At 39.6% G+C, this 22,644-nt stretch carries 23 protein-coding genes and 1 pseudogene; 12 read left to right on the top strand and 12 right to left on the bottom strand.

Annotated features, from left to right (window positions below; genetic code table 11):
* Positions 1-23: 23 nt before the first annotated feature.
* Positions 24-947, bottom strand: a complete 924-nt coding sequence (gene cysM, locus CDG55_RS03770) for a cysteine synthase CysM (RefSeq protein WP_087536591.1) — start codon at positions 945-947, stop codon at positions 24-26.
* A 149-nt stretch (positions 948-1,096) separates the two neighbouring features.
* Between cysM and CDG55_RS03765 the strand changes: the two genes are divergently transcribed.
* The 5 genes from CDG55_RS03765 (at position 1,097) to rsfS (ending at position 6,955) form a co-directional block, all read left to right on the top strand.
* On the top strand, positions 1,097-3,907 hold the full coding sequence (locus tag CDG55_RS03765; protein ID WP_087536590.1) for an ATP-binding protein: 2,811 nt from the start codon (positions 1,097-1,099) through the stop codon (positions 3,905-3,907).
* Between the two features lie 76 nt (positions 3,908-3,983).
* Positions 3,984-4,772 (top strand): crotonase/enoyl-CoA hydratase family protein, encoded by a 789-nt coding sequence (locus CDG55_RS03760; protein WP_005164310.1) that lies wholly within the window; start codon positions 3,984-3,986, stop codon positions 4,770-4,772.
* 18 nt (positions 4,773-4,790) lie between these two features.
* Positions 4,791-5,657, top strand: coding sequence for an NAD(P)-dependent oxidoreductase (locus tag CDG55_RS03755; protein ID WP_087536589.1), 867 nt, complete (start codon positions 4,791-4,793; stop codon positions 5,655-5,657).
* Positions 5,658-5,680: 23 nt separating this feature from the next.
* Positions 5,681-6,475, top strand: a complete 795-nt coding sequence (locus CDG55_RS03750; RefSeq protein ID WP_087536588.1) for a hydroxypyruvate isomerase family protein — start codon at positions 5,681-5,683, stop codon at positions 6,473-6,475.
* An 81-nt stretch (positions 6,476-6,556) separates the two neighbouring features.
* A complete protein-coding gene (rsfS, locus tag CDG55_RS03745; protein WP_087536587.1) occupies positions 6,557-6,955 on the top strand; it encodes a ribosome silencing factor in 399 nt (132 codons plus the stop codon).
* A gap of 40 nt (positions 6,956-6,995) precedes the next feature.
* Here rsfS and CDG55_RS03740 read toward each other — a convergent pair whose 3' ends face one another.
* The gene (locus tag CDG55_RS03740; protein ID WP_087536586.1) at positions 6,996-7,610 is read right to left on the bottom strand and encodes a hypothetical protein; all 615 of its coding nucleotides are present in this window, start codon (positions 7,608-7,610) and stop codon (positions 6,996-6,998) included.
* Positions 7,611-7,622: 12 nt separating this feature from the next.
* Positions 7,623-8,945, bottom strand: coding sequence for an ammonium transporter (locus CDG55_RS03735; protein ID WP_087536585.1), 1,323 nt, complete (start codon positions 8,943-8,945; stop codon positions 7,623-7,625).
* A 263-nt stretch (positions 8,946-9,208) separates the two neighbouring features.
* Between CDG55_RS03735 and CDG55_RS03730 the strand changes: the two genes are divergently transcribed.
* The gene (locus tag CDG55_RS03730; protein ID WP_087536584.1) at positions 9,209-10,030 is read left to right on the top strand and encodes an SDR family NAD(P)-dependent oxidoreductase; all 822 of its coding nucleotides are present in this window, start codon (positions 9,209-9,211) and stop codon (positions 10,028-10,030) included.
* A gap of 59 nt (positions 10,031-10,089) precedes the next feature.
* Here the strand turns inward: CDG55_RS03730 and CDG55_RS03725 are convergent, their stop codons facing one another.
* From CDG55_RS03725 to soxR, 4 genes and pseudogenes are all read right to left on the bottom strand, one after another.
* Positions 10,090-11,544 (bottom strand): NAD(P)(+) transhydrogenase (Re/Si-specific) subunit beta, encoded by a 1,455-nt coding sequence (locus CDG55_RS03725; protein ID WP_087536583.1) that lies wholly within the window; start codon positions 11,542-11,544, stop codon positions 10,090-10,092.
* 3 nt (positions 11,545-11,547) lie between these two features.
* Entirely contained in the window at positions 11,548-11,871 is a 324-nt protein-coding gene (locus tag CDG55_RS03720) for a proton-translocating transhydrogenase family protein (protein ID WP_004881735.1), read from the bottom strand.
* Between the two features lie 11 nt (positions 11,872-11,882).
* Positions 11,883-13,010: a Re/Si-specific NAD(P)(+) transhydrogenase subunit alpha gene (locus tag CDG55_RS03715; RefSeq protein WP_087536582.1), complete on the bottom strand. Its 1,128-nt coding sequence runs from the start codon at positions 13,008-13,010 to the stop codon at positions 11,883-11,885.
* A gap of 697 nt (positions 13,011-13,707) precedes the next feature.
* A pseudogene (gene soxR / locus CDG55_RS03705) lies at positions 13,708-14,191 on the bottom strand (redox-sensitive transcriptional activator SoxR).
* Positions 14,192-14,262: 71 nt separating this feature from the next.
* Between soxR and CDG55_RS03700 the strand changes: the two are divergent.
* Complete coding sequence (locus CDG55_RS03700) at positions 14,263-14,682, top strand: RidA family protein (RefSeq protein ID WP_087536581.1); 420 nt, start codon at positions 14,263-14,265, stop codon at positions 14,680-14,682.
* Between the two features lie 20 nt (positions 14,683-14,702).
* Positions 14,703-15,902 (top strand): MFS transporter, encoded by a 1,200-nt coding sequence (locus CDG55_RS03695; RefSeq protein WP_087536580.1) that lies wholly within the window; start codon positions 14,703-14,705, stop codon positions 15,900-15,902.
* Between the two features lie 139 nt (positions 15,903-16,041).
* On the opposite strand, the gene orn is transcribed toward CDG55_RS03695, so the two are convergent.
* On the bottom strand, positions 16,042-16,596 hold the full coding sequence (gene orn / locus CDG55_RS03690) for an oligoribonuclease (RefSeq protein ID WP_034601948.1): 555 nt from the start codon (positions 16,594-16,596) through the stop codon (positions 16,042-16,044).
* A gap of 124 nt (positions 16,597-16,720) precedes the next feature.
* Here orn and rsgA point away from each other — a divergent pair, with 124 nt between their 5' ends.
* The 4 genes from rsgA to secB all read left to right on the top strand — a co-directional run bounded on the left by rsgA (position 16,721) and on the right by secB (position 19,050).
* Positions 16,721-17,779 (top strand): ribosome small subunit-dependent GTPase A, encoded by a 1,059-nt coding sequence (rsgA, locus tag CDG55_RS03685; RefSeq protein ID WP_087536579.1) that lies wholly within the window; start codon positions 16,721-16,723, stop codon positions 17,777-17,779.
* 94 nt (positions 17,780-17,873) lie between these two features.
* Positions 17,874-18,290, top strand: coding sequence for a rhodanese-like domain-containing protein (locus CDG55_RS03680; protein ID WP_087536578.1), 417 nt, complete (start codon positions 17,874-17,876; stop codon positions 18,288-18,290).
* Between the two features lie 11 nt (positions 18,291-18,301).
* Positions 18,302-18,562 (top strand): glutaredoxin 3, encoded by a 261-nt coding sequence (gene grxC / locus CDG55_RS03675; RefSeq protein WP_004664142.1) that lies wholly within the window; start codon positions 18,302-18,304, stop codon positions 18,560-18,562.
* A 29-nt stretch (positions 18,563-18,591) separates the two neighbouring features.
* Positions 18,592-19,050, top strand: coding sequence for a protein-export chaperone SecB (gene secB, locus CDG55_RS03670; protein ID WP_087536577.1), 459 nt, complete (start codon positions 18,592-18,594; stop codon positions 19,048-19,050).
* A gap of 60 nt (positions 19,051-19,110) precedes the next feature.
* Here secB and CDG55_RS03665 read toward each other — a convergent pair whose 3' ends face one another.
* The 4 genes from CDG55_RS03665 to coaBC form a co-directional block, all read right to left on the bottom strand.
* A complete protein-coding gene (locus tag CDG55_RS03665; RefSeq protein ID WP_087536576.1) occupies positions 19,111-19,719 on the bottom strand; it encodes an alpha-ketoglutarate-dependent dioxygenase AlkB family protein in 609 nt (202 codons plus the stop codon).
* Complete coding sequence (locus CDG55_RS03660) at positions 19,706-20,548, bottom strand: bifunctional transcriptional activator/DNA repair enzyme AdaA (protein WP_087536575.1); 843 nt, start codon at positions 20,546-20,548, stop codon at positions 19,706-19,708. Before CDG55_RS03660 ends, CDG55_RS03665 begins: the two co-directional genes overlap by 14 nt.
* A gap of 203 nt (positions 20,549-20,751) precedes the next feature.
* Positions 20,752-21,129, bottom strand: coding sequence for a cytochrome b562 (locus CDG55_RS03655; RefSeq protein WP_087536574.1), 378 nt, complete (start codon positions 21,127-21,129; stop codon positions 20,752-20,754).
* Between the two features lie 154 nt (positions 21,130-21,283).
* The gene (gene coaBC, locus CDG55_RS03650) at positions 21,284-22,540 is read right to left on the bottom strand and encodes a bifunctional phosphopantothenoylcysteine decarboxylase/phosphopantothenate--cysteine ligase CoaBC (protein ID WP_087536573.1); all 1,257 of its coding nucleotides are present in this window, start codon (positions 22,538-22,540) and stop codon (positions 21,284-21,286) included.
* Between the last annotated feature and the right edge of the window lie 104 nt (positions 22,541-22,644).

The following is a 22,644-nucleotide window of genomic DNA, read 5'->3' as shown; positions in this document are numbered from 1 at the left end:
CAGAGAGGGATTAGGGGGAGATTTTAATCTTGAACTGAAAACAGCCCTGTTGATAAATAACGATCACCTCGGTCACAGATAATGCAGACAATCACAGCATCTGGGTGTTCTTCAGCAATTTTAATTGATGCCCAAACTGCACCGCCTGAAGAAGTACCTGCACTAATACCTTCTGTGCGCGCCAACTTACGCATGGTTTTTTCTGCTTCGATTTGTGGAATATCAATAATTCGATCCACACGACGACGATCAAAAATAGTTGGAAGATATTCTTCAGGCCAACGGCGAATTCCCGCAATGCTCGAACCATCAGAGGGTTGTAAGCCCACAATTTGAATATCAGGGTTCTGTTCTTTTAAATACTTAGAGACCCCCATAATGGTTCCTGTCGTCCCCATCGAGCTGACAAAATGAGTGATTTTTCCACCCGTCTGCTTCCAGATTTCAGGGCCTGTGGTGAGGTAATGCGCCTCTACATTGTCTGGATTACCAAATTGATTTAGGACAAAACCTTTGCCATCAGCCTGCATTTGTAAAGCTAAATCGCGTGCGCCTTCCATACCTTGCTGTTTAGTCACTTCGATTAACTCAGCACCATAAGCCAACATTGCATCTTTACGTTCTTGGCTCATGTTATTCGGCATGATCAGCTTCATTTTATAACCACGCATGGCTGCAACCATGGCTAAAGCAATGCCAGTGTTACCGCTAGTGGCTTCAATTAAAGTATCACCAGGTTGAATTTGTCCACGTTTCTCTGCTTGAACAATCATGTTATAAGCAGGGCGATCTTTGACTGAGCCAGCAGGATTATTACCTTCTAATTTCGCTAATACGGTAGCTTGAGTATGACTTGCTAAACGTTGCAAACGCACTAAAGGGCTTTTACCGACATAATAATCTAGTAAAAATTCATCTGCTAAAAAATCAGTTTGCGTATTCGTCATGATCGACACCGATATTAAGGTGGCGACTATTGTATGAAAAAATAAGAAATACTGCACCTTTTCACTATGCTTTTTATTGGCTAGCCCGTACCTCTGTTTGCCACAAAGCATGCTAAGATGTTGCACAGAATGATAAATCTGACCGCACTATGTCAAATTTCAATAAAATCCTGTCAAAACGCTTACGGCTCAATCATGCTTATGGACAATTGATTGCACTTATTTTAGTGCCGATCGCCGTACTGACAGGGGTTGGAATTTTATGGGTTTTATCTGAAACCACCAGTGCAGCCAAACAACAACAGCATTCCGATGCTTCAGCGATCTTAGCTCGTTATCATCAAACCGCAGAAAAATTACTGCAACTGGTACAACAACACCCCGATCAATATGATCGCGCTCAAAACATTATGCAAAAAATGTTTGATGAGAAAAACTTACAACGCGCTGTCATTATTGATAATCAAGGGCAAACCTATCTCAGTATTGGTTATCAAAATAATCGTTTTTGGCCAACTTTTCCAAATAACAGTAATTTTTTTGGTCCAATCGCACATAAACACAACAGCATCTATGGTGCAAAATTGGCTGGTGGTCATAACGAATCAATTTGGCTCATGATTGAATTAGACAATCAGCCACTTGAGTTAGCTCGTTATAAAATTCTATTAGCCTTGGTTATGACTGGACTAATTACCCTATTACTTTTATTACTTTGCTTAAACGTATTTTCAAGAATTTGGCTTGCGCCACTCTATGAAATTCGTATGCAGATGCAGCGCCTGAATGCCGATACGCTGGATCAGCATATCGTGGTGAACAGTACAGGTGAGTTACGCCTGCTCCAGCGTGATATTGCCAATGCAGTCAAACGTTTACATTTTAGTTTCTTGGAGTTGAAAGAGCATACTGAACAAACCGAAGAGGATTTACGTCGTACCTTAGACACACTCGAAGTTCAGAACATTACCTATCGTCAAGCACGTGACCAAGCGATTTCATCGAATCAATCTAAATCAGTCTTTTTAGCCAATATCAGCCATGAACTCAGGACTCCACTGAACAGTATTGATGGTTTTATTCATTTGCTGTTACGCCAGCAAAACCTGAGTAATGAGCAGAATCTTTATCTGCAAACCATCCGCAAATCATCCGCGCATTTATTGGCACTCATTAATGATGTCCTCGATTTTTCTAAAATTGATGCGGGTAAATTAGAGCTCGAAACAGCGCCATTTGATTTGGAAGAAGCTATTTTTGATGTGATGGATATGCTTTCTCCGCTTGCAGCGCAAAAACATATCAACATGGCATTTTACTACGCTGAGAATATTCCACAGCATGTGGTTGGCGATGCCTTACGTTTTAAACAAATTCTGACCAACCTCATTTCCAATGCCATTAAGTTCACTCCAGATGGTGAAATCATTGTTCGTGTACGTATGGAAGATGATGATATTGGACAATGCCTATTACATTTCAGCGTTCAGGACAGTGGCATTGGTCTCAGCGGTACCGACCGTAAAAAACTATTTGAATCATTTTCTCAAGGTGATGCTTCCGTTACTCGTCAATTTGGAGGTACAGGATTAGGCTTAGCGATTTCCAAACAACTTGTTCATTTGATGCATGGTCAAATTGGCTTTGAAGACAACCAAGAACGTGCACCGACAGAAAAAGGTTCAACTTTTTGGTTTACGGCTTCATTTAAAGTAGATGAACAAGATGAATTTGTTGAGCATCCACATTTCGATCATTTAAAAGTAGTCTCTTACCTTGCCCATCCTGCCACAGCGAGTGTGCTTCGTTCATATTTAGAAAACTACCGTGTCTCACATATCGAAACACAATCAATTTTGGATTTATTTAGTCGTCTGAATCATTTAAATCAGCAAGAAAATACATGGCTTATCGTTGACCATAGTGGTGATACAGAAGCACTACTCAAAGAAATTCGTCAGCGTTACCAAGGAAACTTAGCCGTTTACGGTTATCAAATGAGCCTTGAGCCAAACATGCTGAATGAATATCGTGCACGCCCGCTCTACCAACCGTTGAGTCGTCGTGAACTAGTTCAGTTATTGGGAAATCAACCTATCTTTGAACCAGAACCAGAAAACTTTAATGGTCAAGGATTACATATACTTGCTGTAGACGATCATTTACCTAACTTGATTGTATTGGAAGCATTACTTGGTGAATTGAACGTCACCACTACAAAAGCGCTCAGTGGGCAGAAAGCGATTGATATCATTCAAGCACGTATACAACAAAAATTACCGCCATTTGACTTAGTCTTTATGGACATCCAAATGCCAGTGATGTCTGGAATTGATACAACAAGAGCAATTCGTTCCTTAGAGTCAACTTTAGATACAGGCATGCAACTTCCGATTATTGCACTCACGGCACATGCTCTAGCAGACGAAAAGCAAAAATTACTCAAAGTGGGTATGAATGATTACGTAACCAAACCGATTCAAATGGAACAAATCATCCAAATCTTAACGCACTGGACGAAAAACAATTTCTCTTCCCAACCAGCACATACGGAACAAAAACGTTCGATTGAAACGATTGATCCTCAAATTTTGAATTGGCAACAAAGTGTTCAATTAGCAGCGAACAAAGAAGATCTAGCACAAGATCTATTGAATATGTTGGTAGACAGTTTCGATACTGAACTTGCTGAAATGCAACAATTGATTGAAATGGAAGACTTCCCTCAACTGGAACATGTATTACACCGTCTATATGGTGCTACTCGATACGTAGGAACACCGAATTTACAACAGGTTTCGGGCGAGTTTGAACAATTCGTTTCAACCCTACGTAAAGAACGACGTAAAGCAGATGACGGCTTTATTCGGGAAACAAATTATCGCTTTAATGAATTAAATACAGCCATTGAACAGGTGCGACAAGCCGCAAATCTCATCTTACACGCTCATGACATTTAATGTGACTGCGGTGTCATGTTTCAGGTTAAAGACTCATGCTATGCTGCCCCAATCAAACACAATAAGAGTATGGTAAATGGCACTTTTACGCGTTGAAAAGAACAATGGGATTGCAACTGTTTCCTTAAATCGACCAGATAAACGCAATGCAATGAGTTTTGCATTATTAAAAGAATTGGTTGCAACAGCTAAAAAAATTGAGAAAGATCGTTCAATTCGTTGTGTCATCCTCACGGGTGAAGCACAGGTATTTAGTGCTGGTATCGACTTATCAGATCTAAATAATCCAAAAAATACAGCATTTGCAGCATGGGAACTGATCAAACCAGGACAAAGCTTATTTCAAAAAGCTTTTTTAATTTGGCAAAATTTGCCTATTCCTGTTATTGCAGCGATCGAAGGTTTTTGCTTTGGTGCAGGAATGCAGCTTGCACTCGCAGCGGATATTCGTATTGCGACTCCCACTACTAAAATGTCGATTATGGAAAGCCGTTGGGGCCTAGTACCTGACATGGGTTTAACCCGCTCATTAAAAGGGCTGATCGGCGTTGATCTAGCCAAAGAACTAACGCTGACTGCGCGTATCTTTGACGCAGAATACGCTAAAGAAATTGGTCTAGTGACACATTTAGATCAAGATCCATTAGCCAAAGCAAACGTGATCGCTCAAGAAATCTTACAGCGCTCGCCAGATGCAATTATGGCAGCAAAACGAGTATTGGATGCAATGGAACATCAACCTGAAAAGGCTTTACGTTTAGAAAAACTGTGGCAGCTTAAATTACTTTTAGGTAAAAACAGTAGCCTTGCACGTAAAAAAGATAAGAATCCAGAAATTCAATTCTTGCCGCGCCAATATAAATAAGCACGAGGATAAATTCACATGCATGCGAATCAACAAACACCTATCGCGTTCTTAGGTATGGGTTTAATGGGTACACGTATGGCCTCTCGACTTGTTCAAGCTGGTTATACTGTAGCGGTATGGAATCGAAGCCAACATGCATGTGAAGCACTTATTCAACAAGGTGCAACTCAGTTAGAATTAGACAAGATTGCGCAATACCCTGTTATTCTAATATGTTTAGCGGATGATCAAGCTGTTCAAAGCGTTTTCGATCAAATCCAGCCCTATTTAAAAGCAGAGCAAGTGATTGTTGATTTTTCTAGCTTGTCGGTAACCGTGACACAACAATTGGCGCAATCTGCCCAACAGCAACAAGTGACTTGGATTGACTCGCCTGTTTCAGGTGGGACTATAGGGGCAGAACAAGGTACATTGGTCATTTTTGCTGGTGGCGATGAACACACCATCCAAGCACTCGAGCCTATTTATACAGTCTTATCACAACGTGTCACCCGTATGGGTGAAACAGGGACTGGACAAGCCACCAAAATTTGTAATCAATTAATTGTTGCAGCAAATAGCACGTTGATCGCTGAAGCTGTTGCATTAGCGAGCCAAGCAGGCGTAGATACCAGCTTACTTGCCCCTGCTCTCGCGGGCGGTTTTGCAGATTCTAAACCATTTCAAATTTTAGCTCCTCGTATGGCAACCCATACTTTCGAGCCTGTGCAATGGAAAGTGCAGACCTTATCTAAAGACCTTAATAATGCATTAAAACTTGCACATAGTTTTAACCTAAATATACCTGTTGCACAAAAAGCTCTGCTACAGTTACAAGCCCACCAAGAAAACGGCTTTGCTGATAATGATTTAGCGACTATTATTCAATATATAGAGCAATAATAATTGATTGAAGGAGATTGAATATGAGCCATCTTGCAGTCAATTTATCGATGATTTTTACGGAAGTCCCTTTGATTGAGCGTTTTGCTTTAGCCCATGCACATGGCTTCCAACATATCGAAATTCAGTTCCCATATGAATTAGAAATTTTTGATATTCAAACTCAGCTTGAACAATACGATCTTTCCCTTTGCCTCATTAATGTGCCTGCTGGCGATTTAATGCAGGGCGGTAATGGCCTAGCAGGTATTCCTGGAAAAGAAATTGAATTTCATCATGCCCTTATGCTTGCAATTCGTTATGCAAAGGCATTGAATGTTCCTCGAGTCAATATTTTAGCCGGTAAACAGCCTCAAGATGCTGACCTCTTACCCTGTTTAAATACCTTAGCAAGCAATTTGAAACTTGCTTGCCACATGCTCACTGAACAAGGTGTTGAACCCGTTTTTGAAATGATTAATGGCACAGATATGCCACGCTTTCTAGTTCAGAATATCGCTCAAGCCCAAGAAATGCTGGAAGTCGTCAACCATCCTGCTTTAAAGATGCAATACGATTGTTATCATATGGCAATGATGGGTGAAGAGATTTTGGCTGGATTACAGGAAAATTTACATCAAATTGGACATATCCAATTCGCCGATTATCCAAATCGACATGAACCTGACACAGGAAATATTCCCTATAAGCAAATTTTTGACTGGTTACGTCAAAGTGACTATCAAGGTTATATTGGTGCAGAATACCGACCAAAAATTCAATCAGATCAATCTTTTGCATGGAAAGAAAAGTACTTTTCTAATGACGTGAATACATAAACTGTTACTGCTGAAATTTGAATTTTATAGAGAAAAACGGTATATTTGACGATGAGCAATTGTCAGGAAAATATACCCTCTATGAATTTAGAACCATCGCCCAGCGCTTCTAATTCTTACGACCTAAAAATCAAAACAGCAAACAAAGATGTACATGCTTGTTTAAAAGTTGTACATGAAGCCCTTACTGATGTAAAAGCCAAAGATATTCTAGAACTTGATGTAAGTTCTATTAGCAATGTTGCCGATGCAATTGTAATTGCAAGCGGAACATCTACTCGTCACGTCAAAGCACTTGCTGACAATGTTGCTGATGAAGCACGTAAAGCAGGTTTTCGCCCGATTGGTGTTGAGGGTGAACGAGACGCTGAATGGATCCTAATTGATCTAGGGTTCGTTGTTGTACACGTTATGCTACCTACCGCCCGTAAGTTCTATGACTTAGAAAGTTTATGGCGTGCACCAGAATCAGTAGCGTAATGCTCAAAAAAGCGACCCAAATTGGTCGCTTTTTTTATATTCATAGTAACTGTTTTAAATCAATTTCAGGATATTGTTGCTTCACTGTATTCTTAATCTGCGCATAAAGCTGATCAGCTTTATTTGGTCCATAAAAATCACAATAAATGGCATAAAAAATTGTAATCAGTTCAGCATAGAGTGTTTGAGGTATTTGCTTAAGACAATTTTTTTCTGAACCATCAATAAATCGATAAGCAGCCAATAAGCGATGCTTTTTCATTTTCACCCCCAATTCATCTACGAACTCTAAATAATCATTCCGATGAACTGACTTTAAAATTGTGATTATAAAATCATAAAAAGCTTGAAATAAATCTACAGGCTGCTCTTCTTCCGCAATCACCACCTCTAGATCGTCTTTAACCTCAAGATGTTGCTGCTTTTCAACAATCGATATTTCATGCAAGACCTGACGCAACATGTCTTTGCGGACCAACTGCAACTCATGTGTTGTACAAATTTCACTTAAAAAACGGTTTAATACAAAAGAAGGCTGATGACCATATTCACTTTCCCAATAGTGTAAAACACGTTGCAACACGGTATCTGGCAAAAATTGGGATAATCCTTTTGTGACTGCCTGCTTCTTTTGTTCAATTGTCAGTTCCACCATAGCAATCACCCCTTAATGCCGATGAGTGATGTTTTCAGTCTCAAAAGTCACATCTCTTTGAAACTCAGGATAAGATAACTCCGCATGTTCAGTGTAGTCCAAACCACGTTGTTCATGTTGTTGTGAAACTCGCAAACCACCCAAGAGCTTATCGAGTAATTTAAACATAATAAAAGATGCACCAAATCCCCAAATCAATGCAGCCCCCACACCTAAGGCCTGAACAAGAATAATATCTAAATTAAATAGTGCTTTTTCAAAGAAAATACCTGCGGCTAATGTCCCCCATGCACCACAAACACCATGAACAGTGACAGCATCCACCACATCATCTAATTGCATCTTTTCTATAAATTGTGGAACAAAGGTAATTAAAAATCCAGCGCTTGCCCCTGTGATAATGGCAAACGGCGGTGACATTGTGGCACATCCTGCCGTAATTGCGACTAGGCCCGCTAATGAAGCATTAATCGTATGACGCATCAAGACTGCTTTTGATTGAAGCAGTGCAAGAATCATGTAAGTTGAAGCTGCTGCACACGCAGCAAGATGTGTATTCAGTGCAATACGCCCAATACTAACACTGGCCGCAACGGTTGAAGCGGCATTAAAACCAAACCAAGCAAACCACAAAATAAAGCCTCCTAATGCAACGAGAGGTAAGTTATGCCCTGCTAAAAAATGGCTTTGCCCTTTGCGACCAAATCGACCTAAACGTGGCCCTAACACGATAATGCCTGCCAGTGCCACCCAACCACCAATTGAATGCACGACTGTTGAACCTGCAAAATCAATGAAACCCAGAGCTTTTAACCAACCATCTCCACCAAACAACCCTCCCCAAGCCCAACTTCCAAATATCGGATAAATCACACCACTGACAAAGATGGCACTCACCACATAGGCCACAAAATGTATTCGCTCCGCCATCGCACCACTTGCAATGGTGGTTGCTGTTGCTGCAAACATCATTTGGAAAAATAATAAATTCCAATGCCAGTCATCTAGTTGGTCTGGCATAAAATATCCCCACCCTATCCAGCCTGTTTGATTTAAACCAAACATCAAACCAAAACCAAATAGCCAGAAAATGATGCCGCCTATACAGGTGTCCATATAATTTTTCATAAGAACATTAACGGTATTCTTACTACGAACAGATCCACTTTCAATTAAAGCAAATCCTGCTTGCATAAAGAAAACTAAAATTCCACCAACAACCACCCACACGCTATCCAGGGAAAGGCGAATTTCTTGAATATTAGGTACAGTTTCGGCAAAAGTAGCGGAAGAGAGAAACAACAGAAATGGCAAAATCAATACGACATTTTTCATATAATTCCCCTAAAAAGAACAAGAAATTAAATGCAAATAGAATGCCAAAACAAACTTCATTTATTCAAAAAATTTATTGGTTTATATTTATCTATCATAAAAAAGCGATTTAACATTCTTATTGATGATTAAAGTTTTTTTACTCAAAGTACAAAGATGAGCTATTGGTAATTTTAAAAAATTGACATGACAAATTGTCAATTTTAACGCACTATAACACCACCTTAGAACTCGGTTAATAAAAAGTATCACAGGAGTAACACATGAAGGTCTTGATTACAGGTGCAAATACAGGAATTGGCTTTGCTACAGCGGAACAATTGGTCAAACAAGGACAACATGTCATTCTTGCCTGCCGCAATCCTCAAAAAGCACAAGCTGCACAAGAAAAATTACGTAAACTTGATCAAGCACAAGTAGACTTAGTTTCACTTGATTTAAATAGTCTTGAACAAACCCGAAAAGCGGCAGATCAAATCGCTAATCAATATGGCAATCTAGATGTTTTAATCAACAATGCTGGCCTTTTTGCCAAAACCAAGCAACTCACTGCTGATGGATTTGAACAACAATTTGGGGTGAATTATCTCGGTCACTTTCTTTTGACGCAAAAACTACTCCCAGTATTAGAAAAAGCACCTAAAGCCCGAATCGTACATCTTGCTTCGATTGCACATTGGGCAGGTTCAATCAAACCTAATAAGTTCCGTGCAGAAGGTTTTTACAATCCGCTGTTTTATTATGGTCAATCTAAATTAGCGAATCTTTTATTCAGCAATGCACTGGCTGAACAAATGGCAAACAGCACAATTACCAATAATGCTTTACATCCAGGCGGTGTTGCATCAGATATCTATAGAGAACTCCCTAAACCAGTATATGAAGTCATGAAAATTGGTTTAGTACCCACCTCGGTTCCTGCAAAGTTAATTACAGATATGGCTATTGCAGATCATTGGGCAAATCGTAATGGTGAATATGTCAGTGCACATATGCCAGATTGGAAATCACCACATGCTAAAAACCAACAGCTTGCGCGCGATCTTTATACTCAATCTATGGATCTTGTAGAAAAATATCTTTAATTAAATCGAAAATAAAAAAGCCACCCAAGGGTGGCTTTTTCAATCCTGATAGGGTCAGATTAGTGACCACCACCATTGATTGCTTTCGTCATATCTTCAACAACTTTCTTCGCATCACCGAAGATCATCATTGTTTTTTCATTGTAGAACAAGTCATTGTCTAAGCCAGCATAACCTGTTGCCATAGAACGTTTGATCACCATGATTGTACGAGCTTTGTGAGCTTCAAGAATCGGCATACCATAGATTGGTGAACTTGGATCATCTTTCGCTGCAGGGTTAACTACGTCGTTCGCACCGATTACAAGTACTACATCTGTTGCTGGGAAGTCTGAGTTGATCTCATCCATCTCTAAGATGTCTTCATACGCAACATCAGCTTCAGCAAGTAATACGTTCATGTGACCAGGCATACGACCTGCCACTGGGTGAATCGCAAAACGTACTGTTACACCTTGCTCTTTCAACAAGTTTGCCAATTCTTTTACCGCATTCTGTGCACGACCTTGCGCCATACCATAACCAGGTACAATCACAACGCTGTCAGCATTTGACATCAAGAAACCTGCGTCATCTGCTGAACCAGAACGATAGTTACGTTGAACTTGTTCGCCTTTGTCCGCTGTAGCAACTGCTGCACCACCCATCGCACCACCAAACAATACGTTGATGATTGAACGGTTCATCGCCTTACACATGATGTAAGAAAGAATTGCCCCAGAAGAACCTACAAGTGAGCCCGCAACGATCAACATATTGTTTTCAAGTGTGAAACCAATACCTGCTGCAGCCCAACCAGAGAATGAGTTCAAAAGTGATACCACAACTGGCATATCACCACCACCGACTGGCGCAATCCACACCCAGCCAAATGCAAGTGCAAGTGCTGTCATTGCCCAGAATGCAGTCATATTACCCGTAGTGAAGAAGTAGAAACCACATGCAAGCATCGCAATAAAGATGATTGCTTGAACTGGTTTAACCCATGCACCAGAAATTGTTTTTGCCCATTTTTTCGCAGCTAATTTACCGTAAGCAAATACAGACGCAGTAAATGTAATCGCACCAACGAAACAACCAACAAACAATTCAAATAAATGAACTGGACTCATATGTGCGTGCTGAACACCAGCAGCAGTTAAAGCAGCTTCATTTTGTTCAAATAATACATTGAGTTGGTTGTTGTGTAGAATCGCAGCAATCGCAATTAATACTGCAGCCAAACCGACGAGAGAGTGCATCAATGCAACCGTCTCAGGCATTTGCGTCATTGGAACTGTTCTCGCACGTGCGATACCAACAACAGCACCCAATACCATTGCACCGCCAATCATCCAAACTACTGGATGCTCAGCAACAAAGAAGGTTGTGACTACAGCAATCGCCATTGCGATCATACCGTAGCGGTTACCTGCAATTGCAGTCTTAGGACCAGACAAGCCACGTAAAGTTAAGATAAAGAGGACAGCACCAATCAGGTAGAACCAATCCGCATAGTCTCGAATAAATTCCATTGCTTAGCCCTCTTTTTTCTTTTGCTTCGGCTTGAACATTTCAAGCATACGAGCAGTTACAGCAAAGCCACCAAAAATGTTGATACTTGCCAAGAACACAGCAACAGCACCTAAGATGCTTACAACATTTACACTTTGGAATGCTACATTGGCATCAACACCAATTGCAGGCATACCTACAGTCTGGATCATTGCCCCAACGATAATGATTGAAGACAATGCGTTCGTTACCGCCATAAGTGGTGTATGTAACGCAGGTGTTACTCCCCAAACTACGTAGTAACCTACGAAGATGGCAAGGACGAAAATTGTAATCGTTTCAACCATGAGAACTCTCCTTAACCGCGCTTGAGCAGTACTTGACCGCCATGAGTCACGAGTAACGCTTTTTGGATTTCATCTTCTTGATTGATCGCAAAGTTTTTGTCTTTGTCGAATAATGTTTCAAGGAAGTTGAAAACGTTACGTGCATACAATGCAGATGCTTCAGTTGCAACTGTGCCTGGAATGTTTGGAATACCCAAAATTTTCACACCATTTTCAGTAACAACAGTTTCGCCTTCTTTAGAACCTTCAACGTTACCACCCGTTTCAACTGCCATATCTAAAATGACAGAACCCGGTTTCATCTTGGCAACAGTTTCAGCCTTGATCAGGCGCGGAGCATTACGACCCGGAATCAATGCAGTCGTGATTACGATGTCAGCATTTGATACAGCTTTATCTACAATCGCAGCTTGATCTTTGATGTATTGCTCACCCGGCTGCCAACCATAACCGCTTTTCGCAGCTTCAGCAGCACGTTGTTTTTCTTCGTCTGACATTGGTACGTCTAACCATTTACCACCTAAAGACTCAACTTGTTCTTTAGCCGTTGGACGTAAGTCAGTTGCTTCTACAACTGCACCTAAACGTTTTGCAGTCGCAATCGCTTGAAGACCAGCAACACCAACACCCATGATCACAACACGCGCAGGTTTTACGGTACCCGCAGCAGTCATTAACATTGGGAACATACGTTGATATTCAGCCGCAGCTAACAATACAGATTTATAACCCGCTAAGTTTGCTTGAGAAGAAAGTACATCCATATTTTGTGCACGTGAAAGCGTACGAGGAAGTAACTCTAAAGCAAAAGCAGACACTTGCTGAGTAGCAAACTGGTCTAATTCTGGATTGCGGTAAGGGTCAAACATAGCTATTACAGTTGTATTTGCCGCAAGTTTTTGAATTTCGTCACCTTTAGGGGCACGTACCTTCAAAATAATTTGGCTGCCTGTATAAGCATCGTCCGTAATAGTTGCGCCAACTTGTTCATAAGCACTGTCAATATAGGCTGCTTTAACACCAGCGCCACGTTGAATGACAATGCTATGACCTGCGTTAATCAACTTCTTAACTGTTTCTGGTGTTGCCGCTACACGACTTTCACCTGCAACAGTTTCGGTTGGGATTCCGATCTGCATGAGCGTTCCTCAAGCTAGTTTTTCTTAAGTAAACATCGCGAGTAGCAATGTTTCCCCCAGGAGTATTCTTTGTTGAATTTTGGATTCTAATGGAACTTTTTTAAAATTCCACCCAATATTTATTTAATAAATACCTATATTTTGAACTGATGATTCAGATTAATGTTTACAACTTATATAATCAGCATGTTTGCCTACTTATAAGTAAAAAAACTTTATCTTTATATACTATATAAGTAAATCTGATTATTTAAACAAACTCACCAGCTCACTATCTTTTTCAGTCATCAACAACAGATAAAAAAGTAAGGTATAAATAATAAATCAGGGCTTTGTTGCATCAATGACTTATAATCAATACAAATTACTTATCTGGTTTAGATATTGAACGTATTGTGATTTATAAACCATCCGAATCTGCATCATAATCATGCAATCAATCGGTGGGATTGGCTTCTTAGAACATTTATAGCGTTTTTAGAGCGACTTCGATCAAATTTTTACAGATAAAATCATCGATTAGTAAAGACTAAGCAAATCATTCAAAATGATTCAAAGATGCGAATAGAGATCAATCAAGATAATTATCAAAAATAAATGTAAAAATTTTAAATGGCATTTTTTCAAGTGATATTTGTATGATTTTGTCTAGTAAAACCTCAAAAAATGCACAAAATTAGTGCAATAAAATCATCTTTTAAAATTCTGACTCATTTTTTTGATTCATTAAAAATAAAATTTCTTGAAAATGTGCACCTATTGCCCCCTCTCCCAGACAATCTTCAGGATTTCGCAAAAGATATTGCTCCAAAGACAAACAACCACAACCGATACATTGATCCAATTGTTGGCCTAACTGCAACAACATCATGATTTGCTGATCCAATTGCCCTTGCCACTCTTGTGACATAATTTGCCAATCTTTTTCGTAGCCACTTGTTGCTTTGGTAAGATACTCAGCGTTTGTTTTATTTGTTTTAAACTGATCCCAACCTGTTGAGCTGCTTTTATAATTGCAATTCGCCTAAGCATCGCACGCTGATACCTACGCTGATCCCCCTCCGTTCTAGTACTCCAAATCAGATTTTTTCTTCATAAAAACGAATGGTTGGAACACTTACGCCGCTACGTTTTGCAAGTTTTCCGATGCTAAGCCATGTTTCTGAGGAATATTGTTTCAAAATTTCCTTGATCTCTAGTTAACTTGAACTTTGATAGTAGCAGATATCATATTTTATAAAGATGTACCGTAATGAATAAAATAAATACTCAAGCCTTTCAAATAATTCATCCTGAAGCGCTCTATCATCCTAGAAGCAATGGATATAGTCATATTGCTGTTGTGAAACCGAATATGCGAATTATTCATCTCGCGGGGCAAGGTGGAGAAAATAAAAATGGTGAACTTTCACCTTTTTTTGACCAACAGGTACAACAAGTCTTTTATAATATTCAACAGGCTTTAGCCTCAATTCAAGCAACACTTTCAGATATTGCCGTGTTACGTGTTCTGATTGTTGATCATGACACTCAGAAACATCAGCTGGTGATTAAAACAATAGTGGATCTTTGGAAAACTTATGAATTCCCTGTTTGTACACTTATTCCAGTCACAGGCTTAGCATTACCAGAAATGCAAATTGAAATCGAAGCGACTGCGTATACTGCCTAAGAACCAGAGAAGAGAATATTATGTCAAACACCCAAAATATGAGTCAAAATAAAGCCTTACTCTGGTTTATGGCAACAGCATGTGGTTTATGCGCAGGTGCAAACTATTATAGCCAACCCTTAATTCACTCCATTCAGCAATTTTTTGCAGTGACAGAGGGGCAAGCAGCCCTGACTGTAACTTTTGCTCAAGTTTCTTATGCGCTCGGTTTGCTCTTTATTGTTCCAATGGGCGATGTCGTTAATAAGACCAAATTTATTCCGCTCTTAATGGCATTATGTGCGGTAGGCCTATTTATTTGTGCTTTCTCTGTGAATCTACCAATGCTTTGGATTGGTACAATTCTAGTTGGACTATTTTCTGTCGCTGCTCAAGTGTTAATTCCACTCGCAACCATGACTGTTGAACCAGAAAAAACAGGTGAAGTTGTTGGCTTTCTCATGAGTGGTTTATTGGTTGGTATTTTACTTTCCACAAGTCTTGCAGGGCTGTTTTCAAATTTGTTTCATTGGAAAGTCATTTATGTCGTGAGTGGTATTTTAATGTTGATTTTGGCTTATGCACTCAAAAGTCGACTTCCATATGTTATGCGAATCAAAATGGATTACAGACAAATTTTTGTCTCTATGGCTGAATTATTAAAACAAGAAAAACGTTTGCTATTACGTGCATTGACAGGTGCTTTTGCATTTGCGGCAGTCAGTATTTTGTACTCAACGATTGCTTTATTGCTCACAGCAGCACATCATCTTCCTGACCTTGTGATTGGAATGGTTAGCCTTGTCGGTATTTTCGGCGCATTATCAACTCAATATATAGGTCGTTACGCTGACCAAGGTTATACCAAACAATTAACTTGGATCGGTTGTGGCTTGTTCATCCTCAGTTGGATTTGTTTCTATTTTGGACAAACTTTTCTATTCAGCTACATTCTTGGATTTGCCGTTACCCAATTGGCTTTAGCGCTTGTCCATACCAGTAATCAAAGTATTATTTTCCGTTTAAGACCTGATGCAAAATCTCGAATTAATGCCATATATATGACGGCGTATTTTACAGGCGGTGCTTGTGGCTCTGCACTTGGGATTTTTTCATGGAATCATGGTGGTTGGACAATGACGTGCATCGCTGGAATAAGTCTTGTTTTTGCCTGTATACTTTTTAGTTTATTGGATAATTACTTAATTTATAAAAATGAAAATACTGCAAATAATTGCTAGGCTTCAAACTAAAATCACTTATCAATCAATGCATGCATCAAAAATTCACCCCAAAACAATCAGCTTAATGCTCATTATTTTGGGGTTACCATTTTATTAGCCAATATCACAGCCAACTACTTTTGAGAATCAATGACTTTTAATGATTCATAATAAAAAAGTATTCACGGTAATATTTTAATTCAGCAATCGAATCACGAATATCGTCCATTGCCAAATGTGAGGCATTTTTCTTTAAACCACTCATAATTTCAGGTCTCCAGCGTTTCGCTAACTCTTTCACAGAAGACACATCTAAATTACGGTAATGGAAAAATTGTTCCAACTCTGGCATTAAACGATGCAAGAAACGGCGATCTTGGCAAATCGAATTACCACACATCGGCGAAGATTTTGGATTGACCCATTTCTTTAAGAACTCAAGTGTTTGCTGCTCTACATCTTGTGCATTCAACTTGCTGCGACGTACACGCTCGATTAAACCAGATTGACCATGTTGCTTGGTATTCCACTCATCCATTGCATTCAAAATGAGATCTGATTGATGAACAGCTAAAACAGGCCCTTCAGCTAAAATATTAAGGTTGTCATCTGTAATAATTGTTGCAATTTCAATAATCTTGTCATTATCAGTATCAAGACCTGTCATTTCAAGGTCAATCCAAATTAATCGTGTATCTGGGGTGCTGCTCATAAATAGCGATTCTAAAGGGCTTAAAAACATCAATAGTAGCAAATTAATTACATCTTGGCTGTAATTCTATAGTGGCTTCATGCTATTTTTGCGGTCTTCAAAGTGTGGATTTTTTGGGACATGAATGGCTTTAATTCGTAAGCGTCGTTTAACTGAACAACAACAGCGTCGTATTGAGAAACAACACAAATCCCGTCAAGACGACATTGATACATCGCAAGATTTAGATGGGCTGGTTGTTCAGCATTATGGGCGTCAACTCGAAGTGCAAGCCTTATCGGTTCCAGAACAACATCCTGAAAAACCACAAATTGCCGAAGGTGAACCAGAGCCATTCTGGAAACCAATCGAGTTAGATAGTATCTGGCGCTGTCATACTCGTACTAATTTAGAACTCTTGGTTACAGGTGATCGAGTCAAGTGGCAAGCAGATCCGAATACGGGCTTAGGTATTATTACTGCGATTTATCCAAGACAATCATTGCTCACTCGACCAGATCGTTATCATAAAGTTAAACCTGTTGCGGCAAATATTAGCCTGATTGTGATTGTATTTGCGCCGTTACCAGAACCTGCTCCAACATTGATTGACCGTTATCTAGTGGCCTGTGCCGATGCCAACATTCCTGCGTTATTGGTACTCAACAAATCAGATTTACTGACTGACCATGATCCTATTCTCACGATGCTCAGTGAGTATGAAACTTTGGGTTATGAAACTCTGATTTGTCATTCTCGTGGTGATCTATCTAAGTTGTCTACACGTTTGGATAATGAGACGGTGGCTTTCGTTGGGCAGTCTGGTGTCGGTAAAAGCTCGCTCATCAATACCATCGTTCCAGATGCTGCACAAAAAACCAATGTGATTTCCGAAAATTCAGCACTTGGTCAGCACACCACCACCTCAACGCGTTTGATTAAATTTGGAACAAACGGTGCGTTAATTGATTCTCCTGGAATTCGCGAATTTGGGCTATGGCATCTCAGTTTAGAAAAGGTGCGTACAGGTTTTCCCGACATCGAAGCCCATTTAGGGCTGTGCCAGTTCCGTAACTGCACCCATACACATGAGAAAAATTGTGCCCTAAAACAAGCGGTTGACGCAGGTGAAATTTTGCCGCGTCGTTTAGACAGTTACCTACGCCTCATTGATGAGATTCAAGAAGCGCAGCAAAAAAGTTAGTTTTCTTCAAGTTTTGCCCTTGAACTAACATTTTTGATCACCATAGAGATAAGTTATACTCAGGGTCAATTTTGATTTTAACTTTAGGTGACTTGTGGAACGCTGGTTAGAGTTTATGGGGAATCACCCCTTCTTGTTTGGTGCGCTCGGCGTATTAATTGTGTTGTTCTTTATTTTAGAAGGACAACGCAATGGCCGTAAAATTTCACCACAATCACTCGGTATTTTGGTCAAGGCAAAAAATGCCATGTTGATCGACTTACGTGATGCGAAAGATTTCCGTGATGGTCACATCAGCGGTAGCCGTAACATTCCATATAGCCAAATCACAAGTCATGTAGATGAGTTAAAAGCAAGTGATCGTCCATTGGTATTTATATGTAACTTAGGTCAAGTTGCGGGTACAGCATTACAAAAAGTTGCGCATGCAGATAGCTATCGTCTAGATGGTGGTATCAGCAACTGGAAAGCTCAAGGCTTACCCTTAGTTAAAAGTAAAACCAAAGCTTAAGGAGAGATGAAATGACAACCTCAAACGTCACAATTTATTCAACGCTGTCTTGCCCATACTGTGTACGTGCAAAACAATTACTTGAGCGTAAAGGCGTTGCTTATAAAGAAATTAATCTTTCCAACGAAGCCCCTGAAGTTCGTATTGAGTTAATGCAACGTACCAATCATCGTACTGTGCCTCAAATTTTTATCAAAGACCAATTCATTGGCGGTTTTGATCAACTTTATGCTTTAGAGCGTGAAGGTAAACTCGACCAATTATTAGCTTAACAACACACTCCAAGATTTAAGGAAAAACCATGAGCGAAGAACAAGTTCAACCACAACTCGCGTTAGAACGTATTTATACAAAAGACATTTCTTTTGAGGTTCCTGGTGCGCAAGTATTTACTAAACAATGGCAGCCAGAACTCAATATCAATTTATCTTCTACAGCAGAAAAAATTGATCCAACACACTATGAAGTGTCTTTAAAAGTTGTGGTTCAAGCAAATAATGAAAATGAAACTGCGTTCATCGTTGATGTAACTCAATCAGGTATTTTCCTTATTGATGGTGTAGAAGAAGATCGCCTTCCTTACATCTTAGGTGCATACTGCCCAAATATTCTATTCCCATTCTTACGTGAGTGTGTAAATGACTTAGTCACTAAGGGTAGCTTCCCACAATTGTTACTTACACCAATTAACTTTGATGCTGAGTTCGAAGCAAACATGCAACGTTTACAAGCGGATGCTGATGCACAAGGTCAAGCATAATTACGCTGATCATAGTATTAAAAAAGGACTGATTTTCAGTCCTTTTTTATTGTCAAATAATCAATCGATAATTGTTCTAAAGGTCAAATTAACTCTAGGTGTGGTCACTTTCTTGGTGGGTGGTAAACGATGTAGCCAGTAGCTTTGTGTTGTATCTTTCATCACCAGTAAACTGCCATGCTCTAAGTACAACTCGATTTTTTCCTTACTATGTTTATGTTTAAATGCAAATCTTCTTTCTGCCCCAAAACTGAGTGAAGCGATTGCACCATCTCTCTTAAGAACTGTTTCATCATCACTATGCCAAGCCATGCCTTCTTCACCTGTGTGATAAAGATTGAGCAGGCATGAGTTAAATAATTCACCTGTTAAGCTTTCAACAAATACCTTTAATTCGAGTAATTCTTTTGTCCAAGGCAACGCATATTTATGGATATTTGAATAGGTATATTCAAATGCCTGATCACCATACCAAGCCACTTTTCTTTTGGTAATGATTTTTCGGCCAAAAATGATTGCTTGATCATTTTCCCATGCAATATTTTGCATGAGCTTGTCAAAATAATCGTCTGCTCTCAAATTTGGAATCACTTTTCCATAATATTGAACAGTGCCTTGATACGGTAAATAGTTATGACTTGGATCCGCATCAATATCAAATAGTTGCATGACTATGAAGACCCTCCCAAGCAATCATCGCCGTTTTTCTCACTTGTCCCCATTCATATCCGCCGAATGCACCTGTCGATTGAATCACACGATGGCATGGAATCAGAAAAGCAATCGGATTACTACCAATTGCAGTACCCACCGCACGTGCGGCTTTAGGATGATCAATCGATTTTGCAAGCTCTCCATAAGTCGTGAGTTGACCCATTGGAATTTTGAGTAAAGATTGCCAAACCTTCAACTGAAACGCAGTCCCTTTTAAATGTAATTTAATCTTGGCCAATTGATTGTGATCTGTCTGAAATAGGGCTAGAGCACTTTGTTGAAGTGAATCTGATTGAGCAATAAACATTGCTTTAGGAAATTGTTCTTTTAAATGCTGTAAAGCTTCTGTTGGGTTTTTTACAAATGTTAAAGCACAAATCCCCTTGGATGTTGAAGCAACTAAAACCTCACCGAATAATGTGTCTGCAAATTGATAAGAAATTGTTAAAGCTTCACCACCATTTTTATATTCAGCAGGCGTCATTCCTTCAATCTGAAGGAAAAGATCATGTAATCGACTGGTACTCGATAAACCTGTGGCAAAAGTCGCATCAAAGATACTGCCCTGTTGCTGCTTCAGAATCTGTTTTGCATATTCAATACTGGTATATTGTAAAAACTTCTTAGGGCTCGTCCCTACCCATTCCGTAAATAGACGCTGAAAATGTGCTGAGCTCAAATGAATATGAGCTGCCACCTCATCAAGTTGTGGCTGCTGCTGAAAATTTTGTTGAATATAAGCAATTGCTTGAGCAACTTTTTGATAATGTTGTTGTGAGGACATAGACCACCTCTCATCATTCACATTTTCACTGTATCAATTTTAAAATGCAGTGAAAATCTGAATCATGCTAAGTTTAAGTTTTTGTTTATCCTTCTCTCTGTACAAATAAAAAACTGTGCTCATTCAAGCACAGCTTTTAAAAGATAGAACATAAAATACTTTAGCTGATTACAAGGGATGACTCACCAATCATCTCGATGAGATTAATGTGTATAGTATTTATGTCCCTGATCACGTAACTCGGCAATTTTTTTGCCCTGTTTTTTTGCTTCATCTAATTTACCTGCTTGAACAAGTACTTTAGCCTTATCAATCTCAACAATAATTTGATCAAATAAAGTTGTTGAGGTCGGTACTTTGTCCGTTGTATTTACCGCTAATTTATATTGTTTTGAATGCGCTGCTGCATTACGCATATTATTTAAAGCAGTTGTCGCTGCTTGTGGATTTTTAGCTTGGTTAAACGCTTTATAGTTTTTACCTAAAGCTTCCATATCATCATGTAAACCCGCAGCCATAACGGTGCTGCTAAGGGCAAGAGAAGAAAACATAATCACGGTGGCTAAAGTTTTTTTAATCATCAAGATATCCTATCGAAAACTGTGGCTGTAGATGGCTGATCAGAAGCAAAACTTATTGAACTCTGATTTGGCCGCATATATTGCGGCGCTGTTTTAGCATACATAAAAAATGCAACGATTTCGTTGCATTTTAATAAAAGTAAAACTGTTTTATTTACGACTTCTGTAGTAAAGCATCATGTATTGCTTCTACCAACTGTTGCGAAATCTCTTGCTTTGACGCTTTCTCTAACTCACGCTTTTCCATATGGTATGACTGAGCAAAAAATACTGTCATTGCATTTTCATCAGAAGCGAAACCAATATCAGGTCGAGACACATCATTACACGCAATCATATCGAGTTTTTTAGCAACCAATTTTCCTGCTGCATATTGCTCAACATTTTGGGTTTCAGCTGCAAACCCAACCATAAATGGACGTTGTTGTTGCTTTGCAATCGTCGCCACGATATCTGGGTTCTTCACCAAAGCGACTGCAAGTTCATCACCTGCTTTTTTAATTTTATGTTCTGCAACTTGAGCCACGCGATAATCAGCAACCGCCGCAGTTGCAATAAAAATATCACAACCTTCTTTAAGCTGATTCATACTGACATCAAGCATTTGCATAGCTGAACTTACATTAATCCGTTGTACACCATTTGGTGTATCTAAACTCACTGGACCTGCAACTAAAGTGACTTTTGCACCAGCTGCGTAACAAGCGGCCGCTAGTGAAAAACCCATTTTACCCGTACTGTGATTGGAAATATAACGAACAGGATCAATTGCTTCTCGTGTCGGACCAGCTGTAATAGTGACACGTTTACCAGCCAATAAGCCAAATTTTTCAGCAATCGCACGTTGTGCTTTATGAAAATAAGCGGCAACTTGACGTGCTAAATCTTCAGGTTCAGGCATACGTCCTAAGCCGACATCACCACATGCTTGTTCGCCTGCATCAGGCATAATGACATGCACGCCATCTTCAACTAAAGTTTGCAGATTACGCTGAGTGGCTTTCGCTGCCCACATTTGTTGATTCATCGCAGGCGCAACCCAAACAGGTGCTTTGGTTGCTAAATATAGAGTGCTTAATAGATCATCAGCCAAACCATTGGCAAATTTTGCAAGGCTGTCACAACTTGCAGGTGCAACAAGAATCAGATCAGCCCAACGTGCCAATTCGATATGTCCCATGCCTGCTTCTGCTTCAGGATCCAATAATTCAGTATGTACAGGATTACCTGACAAAGCTTGGAAAGTGAGCGGTGTAATAAATGCTTTTGCGCCTTGCGTCATTACGACACGAACATCGAAACCAAAATCTTTTAAACGGCGGACTAAAATCGCACTTTTATAGGCAGCAATACCGCCAGTAACCGCTAATATAATGTTTTTATGTGGAATAACACTGAGATCAAAGCTCACAAACAGGATACCTTACTGTTGCAGTGGCGCTCACAATAGCATTAAATACGGTCATACCCAAGTGATGTACTTGGAAAAATCATCATCATAAAAAAATTGTGTGA

Origin of the sequence: Acinetobacter sp. WCHA45 (assembly GCF_002165255.2) — a bacterium.
Classification (GTDB): Bacteria; Pseudomonadota; Gammaproteobacteria; order Pseudomonadales; family Moraxellaceae; genus Acinetobacter.
Note: the sequence above shows the minus strand (reverse complement) of the source record. Positions and strands in the feature narration are given on the sequence as shown.

What these genes read in the sequence shown, in the direction of transcription:
- CDG55_RS03735 (WP_087536585.1), bottom strand. Translation starts at nt 8,945, where the DNA reads ATGAAAAATGTCGTATTGATTTTGCCATTTCTGTTGTTTCTCTCTTCC.
- CDG55_RS03695 (WP_087536580.1), top strand. Translation starts at nt 14,703, where the DNA reads ATGTCAAACACCCAAAATATGAGTCAAAATAAAGCCTTACTCTGGTTT.
- CDG55_RS03730 (WP_087536584.1), top strand. Translation starts at nt 9,209, where the DNA reads ATGAAGGTCTTGATTACAGGTGCAAATACAGGAATTGGCTTTGCTACA.
- CDG55_RS03665 (WP_087536576.1), bottom strand. Translation starts at nt 19,719, where the DNA reads ATGCAACTATTTGATATTGATGCGGATCCAAGTCATAACTATTTACCG.
- CDG55_RS03720 (WP_004881735.1), bottom strand. Translation starts at nt 11,871, where the DNA reads ATGGTTGAAACGATTACAATTTTCGTCCTTGCCATCTTCGTAGGTTAC.
- CDG55_RS03755 (WP_087536589.1), top strand. Translation starts at nt 4,791, where the DNA reads ATGCATGCGAATCAACAAACACCTATCGCGTTCTTAGGTATGGGTTTA.
- rsfS (WP_087536587.1), top strand. Translation starts at nt 6,557, where the DNA reads ATGAATTTAGAACCATCGCCCAGCGCTTCTAATTCTTACGACCTAAAA.
- secB (WP_087536577.1), top strand. Translation starts at nt 18,592, where the DNA reads ATGAGCGAAGAACAAGTTCAACCACAACTCGCGTTAGAACGTATTTAT.
- CDG55_RS03765 (WP_087536590.1), top strand. Translation starts at nt 1,097, where the DNA reads ATGTCAAATTTCAATAAAATCCTGTCAAAACGCTTACGGCTCAATCAT.
- CDG55_RS03715 (WP_087536582.1), bottom strand. Translation starts at nt 13,010, where the DNA reads ATGCAGATCGGAATCCCAACCGAAACTGTTGCAGGTGAAAGTCGTGTA.
- CDG55_RS03750 (WP_087536588.1), top strand. Translation starts at nt 5,681, where the DNA reads ATGAGCCATCTTGCAGTCAATTTATCGATGATTTTTACGGAAGTCCCT.
- cysM (WP_087536591.1), bottom strand. Translation starts at nt 947, where the DNA reads ATGACGAATACGCAAACTGATTTTTTAGCAGATGAATTTTTACTAGAT.
- grxC (WP_004664142.1), top strand. Translation starts at nt 18,302, where the DNA reads ATGACAACCTCAAACGTCACAATTTATTCAACGCTGTCTTGCCCATAC.
- CDG55_RS03660 (WP_087536575.1), bottom strand. Translation starts at nt 20,548, where the DNA reads ATGTCCTCACAACAACATTATCAAAAAGTTGCTCAAGCAATTGCTTAT.
- CDG55_RS03760 (WP_005164310.1), top strand. Translation starts at nt 3,984, where the DNA reads ATGGCACTTTTACGCGTTGAAAAGAACAATGGGATTGCAACTGTTTCC.
- orn (WP_034601948.1), bottom strand. Translation starts at nt 16,596, where the DNA reads ATGAGCAGCACCCCAGATACACGATTAATTTGGATTGACCTTGAAATG.
- CDG55_RS03740 (WP_087536586.1), bottom strand. Translation starts at nt 7,610, where the DNA reads ATGGTGGAACTGACAATTGAACAAAAGAAGCAGGCAGTCACAAAAGGA.
- CDG55_RS03655 (WP_087536574.1), bottom strand. Translation starts at nt 21,129, where the DNA reads ATGATTAAAAAAACTTTAGCCACCGTGATTATGTTTTCTTCTCTTGCC.
- CDG55_RS03725 (WP_087536583.1), bottom strand. Translation starts at nt 11,544, where the DNA reads ATGGAATTTATTCGAGACTATGCGGATTGGTTCTACCTGATTGGTGCT.
- rsgA (WP_087536579.1), top strand. Translation starts at nt 16,721, where the DNA reads ATGGCTTTAATTCGTAAGCGTCGTTTAACTGAACAACAACAGCGTCGT.
- CDG55_RS03700 (WP_087536581.1), top strand. Translation starts at nt 14,263, where the DNA reads ATGAATAAAATAAATACTCAAGCCTTTCAAATAATTCATCCTGAAGCG.